The 14073-nt window shown below is 68.1% G+C and carries 17 protein-coding genes; 13 read left to right on the top strand and 4 right to left on the bottom strand.

Annotation, left to right across the window (positions count from 1 at the left end):
- Nucleotides 1–2: 2 nt before the first annotated feature.
- The 13 genes from A5756_RS01295 (at nucleotide 3) to A5756_RS01235 (ending at nucleotide 11286) form a co-directional block, all read left to right on the top strand.
- Entirely contained in the window at nucleotides 3–1385 is a 1383-nt protein-coding gene (locus A5756_RS01295) for a glutamate decarboxylase (protein ID WP_066945650.1), read from the top strand.
- 172 nt (nucleotides 1386–1557) lie between these two features.
- Entirely contained in the window at nucleotides 1558–2724 is a 1167-nt protein-coding gene (alr, locus tag A5756_RS01290) for an alanine racemase (protein WP_156659123.1), read from the top strand.
- A gap of 49 nt (nucleotides 2725–2773) precedes the next feature.
- Complete coding sequence (locus tag A5756_RS01285; protein ID WP_197505421.1) at nucleotides 2774–3826, top strand: alpha/beta fold hydrolase; 1053 nt, start codon at nucleotides 2774–2776, stop codon at nucleotides 3824–3826.
- Nucleotides 3819–4277: a tRNA (adenosine(37)-N6)-threonylcarbamoyltransferase complex ATPase subunit type 1 TsaE gene (gene tsaE / locus A5756_RS01280; protein ID WP_066945640.1), complete on the top strand. Its 459-nt coding sequence runs from the start codon at nucleotides 3819–3821 to the stop codon at nucleotides 4275–4277. The genes A5756_RS01285 and tsaE overlap by 8 nt, the downstream gene beginning before the upstream one ends.
- Nucleotides 4274–4897 carry a tRNA (adenosine(37)-N6)-threonylcarbamoyltransferase complex dimerization subunit type 1 TsaB gene (tsaB, locus tag A5756_RS01275; protein WP_066945943.1) on the top strand — a complete coding sequence of 208 codons (624 nt, stop codon included), beginning with the start codon at nucleotides 4274–4276 and terminating at the stop codon, nucleotides 4895–4897. The genes tsaE and tsaB overlap by 4 nt, the downstream gene beginning before the upstream one ends.
- Nucleotides 4894–5361, top strand: coding sequence for a ribosomal protein S18-alanine N-acetyltransferase (gene rimI / locus A5756_RS01270; RefSeq protein WP_066945637.1), 468 nt, complete (start codon nucleotides 4894–4896; stop codon nucleotides 5359–5361). Before tsaB ends, rimI begins: the two co-directional genes overlap by 4 nt.
- The gene (gene tsaD, locus A5756_RS01265; RefSeq protein ID WP_066945634.1) at nucleotides 5358–6383 is read left to right on the top strand and encodes a tRNA (adenosine(37)-N6)-threonylcarbamoyltransferase complex transferase subunit TsaD; all 1026 of its coding nucleotides are present in this window, start codon (nucleotides 5358–5360) and stop codon (nucleotides 6381–6383) included. Before rimI ends, tsaD begins: the two co-directional genes overlap by 4 nt.
- 199 nt (nucleotides 6384–6582) lie before the next feature.
- Nucleotides 6583–6885: a co-chaperone GroES gene (gene groES / locus A5756_RS01260; protein WP_007167930.1), complete on the top strand. Its 303-nt coding sequence runs from the start codon at nucleotides 6583–6585 to the stop codon at nucleotides 6883–6885.
- A gap of 78 nt (nucleotides 6886–6963) precedes the next feature.
- Entirely contained in the window at nucleotides 6964–8586 is a 1623-nt protein-coding gene (gene groL, locus A5756_RS01255) for a chaperonin GroEL (RefSeq protein ID WP_066945630.1), read from the top strand.
- A 207-nt stretch (nucleotides 8587–8793) separates the two neighbouring features.
- The gene (locus A5756_RS01250) at nucleotides 8794–9108 is read left to right on the top strand and encodes a hypothetical protein (protein ID WP_066945626.1); all 315 of its coding nucleotides are present in this window, start codon (nucleotides 8794–8796) and stop codon (nucleotides 9106–9108) included.
- A gap of 69 nt (nucleotides 9109–9177) precedes the next feature.
- Complete coding sequence (locus tag A5756_RS01245) at nucleotides 9178–9924, top strand: hypothetical protein (protein WP_232005299.1); 747 nt, start codon at nucleotides 9178–9180, stop codon at nucleotides 9922–9924.
- A gap of 147 nt (nucleotides 9925–10071) precedes the next feature.
- Nucleotides 10072–10770, top strand: a complete 699-nt coding sequence (locus A5756_RS01240) for a nitroreductase (protein ID WP_066945622.1) — start codon at nucleotides 10072–10074, stop codon at nucleotides 10768–10770.
- Nucleotides 10771–10806: 36 nt separating this feature from the next.
- Nucleotides 10807–11286 carry a MarR family winged helix-turn-helix transcriptional regulator gene (locus A5756_RS01235; RefSeq protein ID WP_066945618.1) on the top strand — a complete coding sequence of 160 codons (480 nt, stop codon included), beginning with the start codon at nucleotides 10807–10809 and terminating at the stop codon, nucleotides 11284–11286.
- A 96-nt stretch (nucleotides 11287–11382) separates the two neighbouring features.
- Here A5756_RS01235 and A5756_RS01230 read toward each other — a convergent pair whose 3' ends face one another.
- From A5756_RS01230 to A5756_RS01215, 4 genes are all read right to left on the bottom strand, one after another.
- On the bottom strand, nucleotides 11383–11784 hold the full coding sequence (locus A5756_RS01230) for a hydrogenase (protein WP_066945614.1): 402 nt from the start codon (nucleotides 11782–11784) through the stop codon (nucleotides 11383–11385).
- Between the two features lie 64 nt (nucleotides 11785–11848).
- A complete protein-coding gene (locus tag A5756_RS01225; RefSeq protein WP_066945937.1) occupies nucleotides 11849–12583 on the bottom strand; it encodes a superoxide dismutase family protein in 735 nt (244 codons plus the stop codon).
- Nucleotides 12584–12620: 37 nt separating this feature from the next.
- Nucleotides 12621–13100 carry a hemerythrin domain-containing protein gene (locus tag A5756_RS01220; RefSeq protein WP_066945610.1) on the bottom strand — a complete coding sequence of 160 codons (480 nt, stop codon included), beginning with the start codon at nucleotides 13098–13100 and terminating at the stop codon, nucleotides 12621–12623.
- The gene (locus tag A5756_RS01215) at nucleotides 13097–13981 is read right to left on the bottom strand and encodes a Rieske 2Fe-2S domain-containing protein (RefSeq protein ID WP_066945607.1); all 885 of its coding nucleotides are present in this window, start codon (nucleotides 13979–13981) and stop codon (nucleotides 13097–13099) included. Before A5756_RS01215 ends, A5756_RS01220 begins: the two co-directional genes overlap by 4 nt.
- Nucleotides 13982–14073 lie beyond the last annotated feature (92 nt).

The raw sequence follows: 14073 nt of genomic DNA, 5'->3' as shown, positions 1-14073 counted from the left end.
CCGTGCCCCAACACCCGTCCCTGCCCGCCCACGCCATCGCCCCCGCCTACACCGGCCGCCTGTTCACCGCCCCGGTGCCCGCGCTGCGGCTGCCCGACGAATCGATGGACCCCGAGGCCGCCTACCGCTTCATCCACGACGAGCTGATGCTCGACGGCAGTTCGCGGCTGAACCTGGCCACGTTCGTCACGACGTGGATGGACCCGGAGGCGGGCCGGCTGATGGCCGAGACGTTCGACAAGAACATGATCGACAAGGACGAGTACCCGGCGACCGCGGCCATCGAGCAGCGCTGTGTGTCGATGGTGGCCGACCTGTTCCACGCCGAAGGCCTGAACGACGCCGACCCCTACAGCGCGTGCGGGGTGTCCACGATCGGCTCCAGCGAGGCGGTCATGCTCGGCGGGCTGGCCATGAAGTGGCGGTGGCGGCAGAAGGTCGGCAAGGATTGGAAGGGCCGCACCCCCAACATGGTGATGGGCTCCAACGTCCAGGTGGTGTGGGAGAAGTTCTGCCGCTACTTCGACGTCGAACCCCGCTACCTGCCCATGGAGGAGGGGCGCTACGTCATCACCCCGGAGCAGGTCGTCGACGCCGTCGACGAGGACACCATCGGCGTGGTGGCGATCCTGGGCACCACCTACACCGGTGAGCTGGAACCCGTCGCCGAGATCTGCGGCGCGCTGGACAAGCTGGCGGAGGGCGGCGGTGTGGACGTACCCGTGCACGTCGACGCCGCCAGCGGCGGGTTCGTGGTGCCCTTCCTGCACCCCGAACTGAGGTGGGACTTCCGGCTGCCCCGGGTGGTGTCGATCAACGTCAGCGGCCACAAGTACGGGCTCACGTACCCGGGTGTGGGCTTCGTGGTGTGGCGCAGCAAGGAATACCTGCCCGAGGAGCTGGTGTTCCGGGTGAACTACCTCGGCGGCGACATGCCGACCTTCACGCTGAACTTCTCCCGCCCCGGAAACCAAGTGGTCGGCCAGTACTACAACTTCCTGCGGCTGGGCCGCGACGGCTACACCAAGGTGATGCAGACGCTGTCGGGGACGGCGCGGTGGCTGGGCGAGCAGCTGCGCGTCAGCGACCATTGCGAGCTCATCTCGGACGGCTCGGCGATCCCGGTGGTCGCCTTCCGGCTCGCCGGGGACCGCGGCTACACCGAGTTCGACGTCTCGCACGAGCTGCGCACCTACGGCTGGCAGGTGCCCGCGTACACCATGCCCGACAACGCCACCAACGTCTCGGTGCTGCGCATCGTGGTGCGAGAAGGGCTCTCGGCCGACCTCGCCCGCGCGCTGCACGACGACGCCGTCTCGGCGCTGTCCTCGCTGGACAAGATCAAGCCCGGCGGCCACTACGACGCCCAGCACTTCGCGCACTAGGCCGGTTTCGCGGCCTTACCGCCGGGTAAGCGCAGTCGCATGACGACCGATGCAGGCGCGGGCGGCAAAAGGTGTGTCGGCCACCACAGCGTCTGAGGTGACGGCCTGGGCGGATGTGAGTTTCGTGGCTCAACGGTCGGCTTGCCCGACCGGTTCTGGGACAATGGCGGCCGTGGCTGTTACGCCGATATCGCTGACGCCCGGCCTCCTCGCGGAGGCCGTGGTGGACCTGCGCGCCATTGAGCACAACGTGCGGTTGCTGTGCGAGCACGCCGGCCGCGCACAGGTGATGGCCGTCGTCAAGGCCGACGGCTACGGCCACGGGGCCACCCCGTCCGCGCGGGCGGCGCTGGCCGGCGGTGCGAGCGAGCTGGGCGTCGCCACCGTCGCCGAAGCGCTGGCCCTGCGCGCCGATGGGATCACCGCGCCGGTGCTGGCCTGGTTGCACCCGCCCGGCATCGACTTCGGGCCCGCGCTGCTGGCCGACGTGGAGATCGCCATCTCTTCGGAACGTCAGCTGGACGAGCTGCTGGACGCGGCGCGCCGGACGGGCCGGACCGCGACCGTCACGCTCAAGGTCGACACCGGCCTGAACCGCAACGGCGTCCACCCCGCCCGATACCCCTCGATGCTGGCCGCGCTGCGCCGGGCCGTCGCCGAGGAGGCCGTCCGGCTGCGCGGCCTGATGTCGCACATGGTGTTCGCCGATCAACCGGGCAACCCCATCAACGACGTTCAGGCCCAACGCTTTAGCGACATGCTGACCCAGGCGAGCGATCAGGGGGTTCGGTTCGAGGTCGCGCACCTGGCGAACTCGTCGGCCACCATGTCGCGTCCCGATCTGGCCTTCGACCTGGTGCGGCCCGGCGTGGCGGTGTACGGCCTGAGCCCCGTGCCCGAGCTCGGGGACATGGGGCTGGTGCCGGCGATGACGGTGAAATGCCCTGTGGCGCTAGTAAAATCGATTCGTGCGGGCGAGAGCGTGTCGTATGGGCACACCTGGACCGCGGAGCGCGACACGAATTTGGCCCTGCTGCCGATCGGCTACGCCGACGGCGTCTTCCGGTCGCTGGGAGGACGATTGGACGTGCTGATCAACGGCAAGCGGCGCCCCGGGGTCGGGCGGATCTGCATGGACCAGTTCGTCGTCGACCTGGGCCCCGGCCCGATCGACGTGGCCGAGGGCGACGAGGCGATCCTGTTCGGCCCGGGCAGCAGCGGGGAACCCACCGCGCAGGACTGGGCCGACCTGCTCGACACCATCCACTACGAAGTGGTGACCAGCCCCCGCGGGCGCATCACCAGAACCTATCGCGAGGCGCGAACCATTGAGCCCTGAGAGAGCCCGCAGGCGCCAGAGAGGGGCTTGGCTTGCGGGAGGGGCGGGGGTGACCGCCCTGGCCACCATCGTCGGAGCGTCGGCCCGCCGCTCGATGATCCAGCGCACCCGCGGCATCGAAGATCCTTACGCCGACGAGGATTTCGACAGGATCGACGACGATCGCCGCTCCGTGGTAACCACCCCCGACGGCGTGTCGTTGGCGATCCGGGAAGCCGGTCCGGCGGACGCCCCGCTGACCATGGTGTTCGTTCACGGGTTCTGTCTGCGTATGGGTGCCTTTCATTTTCAGCGGACGCGGCTGCCCGAGCAGGTGGGCCCGAGCGTCCGGATGGTCTTCTACGACCAGCGCGGGCACGGGCAGTCCGGCGAGGCCGCGCCCGAAACGTACACGCTGACTCAGCTCGGTCAGGACCTGGAGAGTGTGCTTCAGGTGGTCGCGCCGCGCGGGATGGTGGTGCTGGTCGGCCACTCCATGGGCGGCATGACGGTGTTGTCGCATGCTCGCCAGTTCCCCGGCCAGTATGGGCGCCGAATCGTCGGCGCCGCGTTGATTTCCTCTGCGGCGGAAGGCGTCGCCAGGTCGCCGCTGGGCGAAATCCTGAAAAACCCTGCGCTGGAAGCGTTCCGGTTCACCGCGCGGTCGGCGCCGAAGTTGATGCACCGCGGCCGCAACGTGTCGCGCTCGCTGATCGGCCCCGTCCTGCGGGCGGCCTCCTTCAGTGACTTGCAGGTCAGCCGGAGCCTGGACGCCTTCTCGCAGCGAATGATGAACGGCACCCCGATCCCGACCATGGTGGAGTTCCTTGATGCCTTGGAGCACCACGACGAGACCGCCGGGCTGTGGACCCTGCTGCGCATCCCCACCCTGATCGCCTGCGGCGACCACGACCTGCTGACCCCCGACGAGTACTCCCGCAAGATGGCGGCGTCGCTGCCGCAGTCCGAGCTGGTCATCGTTCGGGGCGCCAGCCACCTTGCGCTGCTGGACAAGCCGGAGGCGATCAACGACGGGCTGGTCCGGCTGGTCAAACGGGCCACTCCGGGTCGCGCCGCGCTGGCAACCCGGTGGATGCGGGAACGGCTGCGGCACCGTGGATGAGGGGACTGCCACGCTGCAACGCGTCGAGGACACCATCGCACTGGGCTCGCGGCTCGGTGAGGGGCTGCGGGCCGGCGACGTGGTGGTGCTCACCGGTCCGCTCGGCGCGGGAAAGACCGTGCTGGCCAAGGGTATTGCCGCGGCGATGGACGTCGATGGCCCGGTCACGTCACCGTCGTACGTGCTGGCGCGCGTGCACCCCTCGCGGCGGGCAGGCGCACCGGCGATGATCCACGTCGACATGTATCGGCTTTTGGACCAGAACGGCGCCGACCTGCTGGGCGAGCTCGACTCGCTGGACCTCGACACGGATCTCGATGGCGCGGTGGTGGTCGTGGAGTGGGGCGAGGGCCTCGTCGAACGCCTCGCCGAGCGGCACCTCGACATTCGTCTGGAACGCCTCAGCGGATCCGACGTGCGGATCGCGTCGTGGCAGTGGGTGCGTTCATGAGTGTCCTGCTTGCCCTCGACACCTCCACCCCGGCGGTCACCGCCGGGATCGTGCGCCGCGACGATCTGATCGTGCTGGCCGAACGGGTCACCGTCGACGCCCGTGCGCACGCCGAACGGCTCACCCCGAACGTGCTGGACGCCCTCGCCGACGCCGGGCTGACGATGGGCGACCTCGATGCCGTCGTGGTGGGTTGTGGACCCGGCCCGTTCACCGGCCTGCGGGCCGGAATGGCCACCGCGGCCGCCTATGGGCATGCGCTGGGCATCCCGGTGCACGGGGTGTGCAGCCTGGACGCCATCGGTGTGCGCACCACCGGTGAGACGTTGGTGGTCACCGACGCGCGCCGGCGCGAAATCTATTGGGCCCGTTACCGTGACGGGTTTCGGATGGACGGGCCGGGCGTCAATGCCCCCGCCGACGTCGACCCGGGTGCAGCACAGGCCGTGGCCGGCTCGAAGGAGCATGCCGCGCTGTTCGACCTGCCCCACCGCGGGCCGACCTATCCCACAGCGGCCGGGCTTGTCGCCGCGGTGCCCGATTGGTCGCAGCGCCCGTTGCCCTTGGTGGCGCTGTATCTGCGCCGCCCCGACGCCAAACCGATGGCGGCGCGCGGATGACCGCCCTGGGCGAGCCCGTGACGCTCGGCGACTTGGTCCCCGCCGACGCGGCGCGCTGCGCCGAGCTCGAACGCCAACTGTTCGACGGCGACGACCCCTGGCCCGCCGCGGCGTTCAACCGGGAATTGGCCAGCCCGCACAACCATTACGTCGGCGCTCGGGCGGGCGGCACGCTCGTCGGCTATGCCGGTATCTCGCGGCTGGGCCGCACCCCGCCGTTCGAGTACGAGGTCCACACCATCGGCGTGGACACCGCCTATCAGGGCAAGGGGATCGGCCGCCGGTTGCTCGACGAGCTGCTGGTCTTCGCCGACGGCGGCGCCGTCTTCTTGGAGGTGCGCACCGACAACGAGGCGGCCATCGCGCTGTACCGCAGCGTGGGATTCGAGCAGATCGGCCTGCGCCGGCGCTACTACCGCGCAAGCGGCGCCGACGCCTACACCATGCGGCGATCAGCACGATGACGATCATCTTGGCCATCGAAACCTCCTGCGACGAAACGGGAGTCGGCATCGCGCGGCTCGACGCCGACGGCAACGTGACGCTGTTGGCGGACGAGGTGGCGTCCAGCGTCGACGAACACGTCCGCTTCGGCGGCGTGGTCCCCGAGATCGCGTCGCGGGCGCACCTGGAGGCGCTCGGCCCCACGATGCGCCGCGCGCTGACGACGGCGGGGCTGCAGAAGCCCGACATCGTCGCGGCCACGATCGGGCCGGGTCTGGCCGGCGCCCTGCTGGTGGGAGTGGCTGCGGCCAAGGCGTATTCGGCCGCGTGGGGGGTGCCGTTCTACGCCGTCAACCACCTGGGCGGGCACTTGGCCGCCGACGTCTACGAACACGGACCGCTCCCCGAGTGCGTGGCGCTGCTGGTGTCGGGCGGCCACACCCACCTGTTGCATGTGCGCACCCTTGGCGAACCGATCGTCGAGCTGGGCAGCACCGTCGACGACGCCGCCGGCGAGGCCTACGACAAGGTGGCGCGGCTGCTGGGGCTGGGCTACCCCGGCGGCAAGGTGCTCGACGACCTGGCCCGCGCCGGTGAGAGCGACGCCATCGCCTTCCCGCGCGGCATGACCGGCCCCGCCGATGACCCGTACGCCTTCAGCTTCTCCGGTCTGAAGACGGCCGTGGCGCGCTATCTGGAGAGCCACCCGGACGCGGTCAACGCCGATGTCGCCGCCGGCTTTCAGGAGGCCGTCGCCGACGTGCTGACCATGAAGGCGTTGCGCGCGGCGACCGGACTCGGCGTCTCGACGCTGTTGATCGCCGGGGGAGTGGCCGCCAATTCGCGGCTGCGGGAGCTAGCGGAGCAGCGGTGCGCGGCGGCCGGGCTGACGCTGCGGGTCCCCAAGCCCCGGCTTTGCACCGACAACGGGGCGATGATCGCTTCCTTCGCCGCGCACCTGGTGGCCGCCGGGGCGCCGCAGTCTCCGCTGGACGCGCCCACCGACCCCGGGCTCCCGGTGGTAAAAGCCCAGGTGAGGTGATCGCCCGTAGCGAACATCGCGGACGCACCGGGGTGCCCTTGAGTGCTAGCACTCTCGTGTATAGAGTGCTAGGTGGCAATCGGCCAAACCCTGTGCCGGCACCCGCGACGACGGCGCTCGGGCTCGGACGACTGCCGAATCCCTTGATAATTCCGGGGCACCCGCCCCGGACCCGATCTAACTAGTGGAGGCTCCAATCGTGGCGAAGGTGAACATCAAGCCACTCGAGGACAAGATTCTCGTGCAGGCCAACGAGGCCGAGACCACGACCGCGTCCGGTCTGGTCATTCCTGACACCGCCAAGGAGAAGCCGCAGGAAGGCACCGTCGTCGCCGTCGGTCCCGGCCGCTGGGACGAGGACGGCGAGAAGCGAATCCCGCTCGACGTCTCGGAGGGTGACACCGTCATCTACAGCAAGTACGGCGGCACCGAGATCAAGTACAACGGCGAGGAGTACCTGATCCTGTCGGCGCGTGACGTGCTGGCCGTCGTATCGAAGTAAGCACCGTGTCCCGCCCCGGCGATCCCCGCGCATGGCCGCGGGTGATTTCCGGGGCGGCATGCGTTAGTGAGGAGCCTGATGAGCAAGGTTATTGAGTACGACGAGACCGCGCGCCGCGCGATCGAGGCCGGTGTCAACGCGCTGGCCGACGCGGTCCGGGTGACGCTGGGGCCGCGCGGCCGGCATGTGGTGCTGGCCAAGGCATTTGGTGGGCCCGCGGTCACCAACGACGGCGTGACCGTCGCGCGCGAGATCGACCTGGAAGACCCGTTCGAGAATTTGGGTGCGCAACTGGTGAAGTCGGTGGCCACCAAGACCAACGACGTGGCGGGTGACGGCACCACGACCGCGACCGTGCTGGCGCAGGCGCTGGTCAAGGGTGGCCTGCGCCTGGTTGCGGCCGGCGCCAACCCCATTGAACTCGGCGTGGGAATCTCCAAGGCGGCCGACGCGGCGTCCGAGGCGCTGCTGGCGGCGGCCACCCCGGTGTCCGGCAAGGAAGCTATCGCTCAGGTGGCGACGGTGTCGTCGCGCGACCAACAGCTCGGCGAGCTGGTCGGCGAGGCGATGACCAAGGTCGGCACCGACGGCGTGGTCAGCGTCGAAGAATCCTCCACGCTGAGCACCGAGCTGGAGTTCACCGAGGGCGTCGGTTTCGACAAGGGTTTCCTGTCGGCGTATTTCGTCACCGATTTCGATTCGCAGGAAGCCGTGCTGGACGACCCGGTCATCCTGCTGCACCAGGAGAAGATCAGCTCGCTGCCCGACCTGCTGCCCATGCTGGAGAAGGTCGCCGAGTCGGGGAAGCCGCTGCTGATCATCGCCGAGGACGTCGAGGGCGAGGCCCTGGCGACGCTGGTGGTCAACTCGATTCGCAAGACTCTCAGAGCGGTTGCGGTGAAGGCGCCGTTCTTCGGCGACCGGCGCAAGGCGTTCCTTGAGGACCTGGCGGTGGTTACCGGCGGCCAGGTGATCAACCCCGACGCGGGCCTGCTGCTGCGGGAGGTCGGCACCGATGTGCTGGGCTCGGCCCGCCGCGTGGTGGTCAGCAAGGACGACACCATCATCGTCGACGGGGGCGGCTCGAAGGATGCGGTTGCCGACCGGATCAAGCAGCTGCGCGCCGAGATTGAGAAGAGCGATTCCGACTGGGACCGCGAGAAGCTGCAGGAGCGGCTGGCCAAGCTGGCCGGGGGCGTGGCGGTGCTCAAGGTCGGTGCCGCCACCGAGACCGCGCTCAAGGAACGCAAGGAAAGCGTCGAGGACGCTGTCGCGGCCGCCAAGGCCGCCGTTGAGGAGGGCATCGTCGCGGGCGGCGGGTCGGCGCTCATCGGGGCGCGCAGCGCGCTGAAAGAGTTGCGCGGGTCGCTGTCCGGCGACCAGGCGACGGGCGTCGACGTGTTCGCCGAGGCGCTTGCGGCACCGCTGTACTGGATCGCCACCAACGCCGGCTTGGACGGTGCGGTCGCGGTCAACAAGGTCGGCGAGTTGCCGGCCGGGCACGGCCTGAACGCCGCGACGCTGGAGTACGGCGACCTGATTGCCGACGGCGTCATCGACCCGGTCAAGGTCACGCGGTCCGCGGTGCTCAACGCGGCGTCGGTGGCACGGATGGTGCTGACCACGGAGACGGCCATCGTGGACAAGCCGGCCGAGGAAGACGCCCACGCCGGCCACGGCCATCACGGCCACGCGCACTAAGTAGTTGCGACGACAACACCCCCGGTCCACATGGGCCGGGGGTGTTCTCGTAGAGCGGAGTTGCGTCCGGTTTCGTCGGTTGCAGCACTTCTCGATGGGCTGTTGATTCCTTTAGATTCGGTTTGTTGGGATCGGTAGCGACGTGAGGCTCGTGCACTGGTTGCCACGAACGCACCGGAGAGGACGACCATCATGCCGCCTGCCCACATGACCAAGAGGCTTGTCGCGGCCGCACTGCTGGCGGGTGGCACCGCGCTAAGCGGGTGGGCCGTGGGCATCGCTCACGCGGACACGATGGAACCGCACCGCTGGTGCCCGGGCAACCCGAAGCAGATGCCCTACGTCGTGAACCAGTACATCGACTGGGACTGGAACGTCTGCCACACCTGGTATCCGACCCAATACGGGATGGGCAACGTCACCATGCAGGGCCGGCCGACCTCGATCTGGGACGGCGACAACCCGCCGATCGAGGCGATCACCATCAGGCATTGCCCGCCGATCAGCTTCATGTGCCCCTAGCCTGCCGATCGGCTGGGAGTCCGGGGTCGGCGCCGATTGCTAAGCTGGCCGCACCATGACGTGGGGGGCATGAGCGTGAGTTATCCGCAGCAGTGGCCACCGCAACTACCGCAGCACCCCCAGCAATGGCCCCCGCCGTACCCGCCGCCCGGGTCTTATCCGCCGCCGGCGCCCGCGTTGCGCAAGACCAATATCGGGCTGATCATCGTGCTTGCCCTGGCGGCGATCGTCGTCCTCATCCCGGTGGCGCTGGTCGGGTTCTATCTCGTCCAGGGCATGGCCCGCGAGGGCCTGGACGGGCGCGGTGGCGCCAAGAAGGCCACCTCCCTCTCGGAATTCGACGTGGTGTGCGATCGCGGGTCGATCATTAACGCCGCCTGGTACCAGAAGCCGGACAAGATCGTTGCGTTCGCCCCGTACGACGAGCCCGACCCGATGCGCGAAGTGGCATCGACGCACTGGAGCCAGGTCACGCTCGATTCCCGCGCCGACTACCGGGCGAACCCCGACGACTTCCGGTCGACGAATGTCGTTGCCTGCCTTACCCGCAAACCCGGAACCGAGGTGAAGTCACGCACCTGCGACTTCCACACTGACGCGGGCGAACACGTCGCCGTCGACTACTACGCGGTGCAGTACAACATCGAACTGCGCGAGGCGAGGACCGGCAAGCACATCGACCAACTCGGAGCGGTGGACGGTCCCGCGACCAGCTGCCCGTTCTTCTCCTGGGTCAAGGAGCGCGATCCGAAGATGTACGCGGGACCCGACCCTGCGGCGGTCGATGCCAAGCTCGCGGAATTCGCGCACAGGTAACTGATGAGCGGGCCGGGGCGTGAGGAAAGCCGGTTCCCGCCCGTCGGGCTGCCGCCATGCGCAGCTTGAGACTTCGCCGACCCAGAAATAGTATCAACTGATACAGTGTTATTTGAAACAGATATACTGACCCTTAGGTAGGCGATCATGGACGTATACGAGGCGGTCACAACCCGGCGTGCAGTGCGCGGATTCACCGACCAGGCGGTGCCGAGAGAGGTGTTGGAGCGGGTGCTCTCCGCCGCGGCGTGGTCGCCGTCCGGATCGAACATCCAGCCGTGGAACACCTACGTCGTGACTGGCGCGCTGCTCGACGAGCTCAAGACGCGCGCCGTCGAGCGCGTGGCCCACGGTGACCCCTGGGACGCGCGGGAGTACGAGATGTACCCGCCGGGATTGAAGTCGCCGTACGGGGACCGACGATCCGCCTTCGGCAAGGAGCGTTACAGCGCACTCGGTATTGCGCGCGAGGACTGGGAGGCGCGTCAGCGGGCGGCCATCGCGAACTGGAATTGTTTTGGTGCGCCCGTCGCGCTGTTCTGCTACATCGACCGCGACCTCGGCGTGGCACAGTGGGCCGACGTTGGGATGTATCTACAGACCGTCATGCTGCTACTCCGAGCCGAAGGGCTAGACAGCTGCCCTCAGATGGCGTGGTCGCAGGTTCGCCAAACGGTGGCGGACGTCTTGTCACCACCTGACGGACTAATCCTCTTCTGCGGCATGTCAATTGGGTACGAGGACCCCACGGTGAAGTACGCTCGCACAGGTCGGGCACCGCTCGAGGAGACGGTCACGTTCGTCGACGACGAGTCGGCCCGGCTGGAACATGCCATCCGGTCTTAGTCCGGTGTTCAAGCCGGATGAAAAGGTGCCAGTTCGATGACCCGCGACGCGTCCAGCGATGCCACCGCCCGGCGTGCGACCGACCGCCCTGGAGATCCCTCGCCTTTCGCTCTCGGTTTGTTGCTGCGCAAGGCGCATTGGCGCGCCGCCGCGGTGATGTCGGAAGCGCTTCGGCCGTTGGGCATCGAATTGCGGCATTTCGCCGTGCTGCTTGTCCTCGTCAACCGCGGGCCCACGGAGCAGCGGGCCTTGGTCGAGGCGACCGGTTCGGACAAGGCGGGAATCATGCGTGTCGTGGACGATTTGGAGCGCAACGGGCTCGCCGTCCGTAAACCTGTTCCGGGGGACCGGCGCGTGCGGGCGGTGGAGATCACTCCCAAGGGACTAAAGGTTTTCGACGCGGCTCACGTCGCCGCGGAGCCACTGGCGGACCGCCTTGTCGCGGCGATGAAGCCCGGGGAGGCCGAATACTTGACGGATCTGCTCACGCGATTCACCGCTTCTGCCGACGGGTGAGCACATGAATCGCGATGGCGCCCAAGAATTTCGCGAAGGTGTGGGACCTCGTCGACATGGATGCGCTGATGAAGCAGATCGGTTGAGGCGTTCACGTTAGAGCCCGACGATGACGATGATCACGCCCGCTATGACCGCAACGGCCAGCGACAGCAACAGGAAGCTGACTACCCACTCCTTGGCCGCCGAGGCCTCATGGTCGGCCGCCGCGATCGGCGCGAGCCTGCGGCCGGCGCCCCACGCCGCCGCGAGCAGAGTCGCGAGCCAGTTCGCGTAGGCGGCGTACACGATCAGCGCGACGGCCGTAACCCCCCAGGCGTGAGTCAGGTGGAGGTAAGGCCAGAGCAGACCGATCAGCACGAGGAACATCCCGTTGAGGACGGCCTCGAGATGGCTCGACAGCGCCATGCGCGGGTTCTTCAGCGCTGCGACGGCGAATCCGGTGAGCAGGCCGATCAGGAAAAGCACCAGCCCGAGCGTGAAAAGCACCTTCTGCATGTCAGCACACTAGGGCGCGGGGCGACGCGCGTCTGCCGTCATCGTGATCCGCGCCGACGGCGCGTCAGCGGGTTCCGGGCGGAAGGCTCGGCGGAGTCGTCGTCACAGTCGTAATCGGCGTGGAAGTGTACGTCGGGCTGCTGGTGACGGTGACGGTGCTCGTGCTGGTCGACGGCGGTGGCACCTCGGTCGTCGTCGTGATCGTCGTGACGCTGGTCGTCGTCGAGGTGGATGACGTCGTCGTCGCGGACGCCGCGGCGAGCACACCGCAGGCTACCCGCTTGCCCGACTCACCGGTGGAACCCCCGCTCAGGTTGTCCGCGTTCTGATGGACGATCAGCGCGGTCCCAGAGCTGCTTCTCAGGTCCGAGGCGGTGAGCAAGCTGGTGGTGGTGACGAGCTTCGCCGAGCCGTCGTTGCGCACCTGCAACGCGGTCAGGTCGCCGCTGGCCGGAAAACCGGTGTGATTCGGTGCCTGATAGACGCTTCCGGCCGAATCGAAGTCCCCCTCGCATTTGCCCACAGCGTGGATCATCAGCGCGTGGAAACCCGGGCTCAGGACTTGGTTGGGTCCAGCCTCCACGGTCACGGTCGCGTACCCGTTCGCGAAATCAATGGTGGCGGTGCCGACCTGGTTTCCGTCGGCGCTCTTCAACTGCGTGGTCATCCGCTCCGTGCCGGGGGGCGCGCTGGAGGACGTTGAGGTGGCGGATTGGCCACCCTGCTGGTTTGCGCATGCTGCCAACGGTGCGATGGTGGCGGCAAGCGCCACGGCCGCGAACGATACGCCCTTATTCATGGGCGGGTCGTACCCCGATTGGTCGCGGTCCAAACGACTAAAGCGAACTCAATAGGGCGGCGCGGCCTCGGACGCGAAGCCTGTTGATGGTGGATCGGCGCAGACGGGTGATCCGCACGAGCATTCGATCTCCGAGTGCATCGAGCATCTCGGCGCTCAAATCTATTGGCGCCGGGCATAAGTCGCGCTCCTCTTCGCTGGCGTGTGCATCCAGGACCGTGACGAACGAGCGCCACTCGCCCTCGTATTGCGGCGCAGTCGGGGAGGTCCGAAGTAGCACCGCCAGCTGATCCCAGACTTGCCGGTGCTCCGCGTGGGCGATCGCTACGAGCGTGCTTGCCTCCGAGACCGCCGGATAGAACAGGTCGTCCTCGATCCGCATATGAATGTCGAGTTCGATCAACAATTCATCGAGGGCGTCTTGCCGCTCGCCGGTATCCGCGGGTAGCGCGGTGATTTTCTCGCAAAGCCTGCGTAAGACCCTGTGGTGTTCAAAGAGCACATCGTAGGCGTTCATTTCGCGTCTCCGCGCACCTCGACGTATCCATGGCGGACGCGTGCCGGGTAGTGCGGCAGCGCGGCCGTCGCCGGTCCGCGCAGCACGTCCCCCGATTCGCAGGCGAACCGGGAGCCATGCCACGGACAAACGATGCGACCGCGATCGATCCAGCCGTCGTCCATCGGCGCACCGAGGTGGGGGCAGCGCGCGCCGACGGCCAAGACCCGGTCGTCGGTGCGGTAGAGAACCACGCCGACGCCGTCCACCTCGACCCGCCGCGGTTGCCCGTCCAAGGCCGTTACCGGCAACACCGGCGTCCAGTGGGCGCCACGGAGCCGAGCGCCCGAGCGGTCCACCCCTGCTCCCGATCCGTATACCAGAGCGCCGCCCAGATAGCCGCTACTCAGGGTGATGGCGTAGCCAAGCGCACTGCAGGCCATCCCGCGCCGCTGCCGACCGTTGCGGCGGTCCCGCCACGACAACACGTACAGGCTCGTCGCGACCCCGTTCAGCAAGCCATGGACAACGCCGACCCGTCGCGATTCCTCATGTGTGTGTTGCCAGTCCGTTAGACCGGTAGCGGCCGCGCCGACGCTCCCGGCGAGTCCGACACCCAACGCGAACCTCGACGCGTCGCGCCATTGCGCGCCGCTTCCCGAGAGCATGGACGCCGCATCCATCGCGACCGTCGTCGTGACCGCTCCCGTCGGCACCGACGTCAACGCGGGATGCAGCGGATGGCCGAGCCAGGTGCCGTGCAGCGCATTGCTGACCCGGTCCCGATATCGGCCCATGGCCGCGAAGAGGAATGTCAGGCCGTGCTCGAGGCGGTAGCTCGGCCGGTCCAGCCATTCCTGCCTTCCCAGGGTGGTCACTACTGCAAGTGGTCGTTGCTTCACGGCACCTCCTGTGCGCGTGAGCGAACCGACGCGGGCTCCTCTGCACGACGGAACGCCCGAAACTGGATTCAGCCGGCCGCGGCCGAGCCCAT

Source organism: Mycobacterium sp. 852002-53434_SCH5985345, from assembly GCF_001667155.1.
In the GTDB taxonomy this organism is placed as follows: Bacteria; Actinomycetota; Actinomycetes; order Mycobacteriales; family Mycobacteriaceae; genus Mycobacterium.
Note: the sequence above shows the minus strand (reverse complement) of the source record. Positions and strands in the feature narration are given on the sequence as shown.

Coding starts and splice junctions, on each gene's coding strand:
- A5756_RS01250 (WP_066945626.1), top strand. CDS start 8,794: ATGACCAAGAGGCTTGTCGCGGCCGCACTGCTGGCGGGTGGCACCGCG.
- A5756_RS01240 (WP_066945622.1), top strand. CDS start 10,072: ATGGACGTATACGAGGCGGTCACAACCCGGCGTGCAGTGCGCGGATTC.
- rimI (WP_066945637.1), top strand. CDS start 4,894: ATGACCGCCCTGGGCGAGCCCGTGACGCTCGGCGACTTGGTCCCCGCC.
- A5756_RS01235 (WP_066945618.1), top strand. CDS start 10,807: ATGACCCGCGACGCGTCCAGCGATGCCACCGCCCGGCGTGCGACCGAC.
- tsaD (WP_066945634.1), top strand. CDS start 5,358: ATGACGATCATCTTGGCCATCGAAACCTCCTGCGACGAAACGGGAGTC.
- A5756_RS01220 (WP_066945610.1), bottom strand. CDS start 13,100: ATGAACGCCTACGATGTGCTCTTTGAACACCACAGGGTCTTACGCAGG.
- tsaB (WP_066945943.1), top strand. CDS start 4,274: ATGAGTGTCCTGCTTGCCCTCGACACCTCCACCCCGGCGGTCACCGCC.
- A5756_RS01225 (WP_066945937.1), bottom strand. CDS start 12,583: ATGAATAAGGGCGTATCGTTCGCGGCCGTGGCGCTTGCCGCCACCATC.
- groL (WP_066945630.1), top strand. CDS start 6,964: ATGAGCAAGGTTATTGAGTACGACGAGACCGCGCGCCGCGCGATCGAG.
- A5756_RS01230 (WP_066945614.1), bottom strand. CDS start 11,784: ATGCAGAAGGTGCTTTTCACGCTCGGGCTGGTGCTTTTCCTGATCGGC.
- A5756_RS01245 (WP_232005299.1), top strand. CDS start 9,178: ATGAGCGTGAGTTATCCGCAGCAGTGGCCACCGCAACTACCGCAGCAC.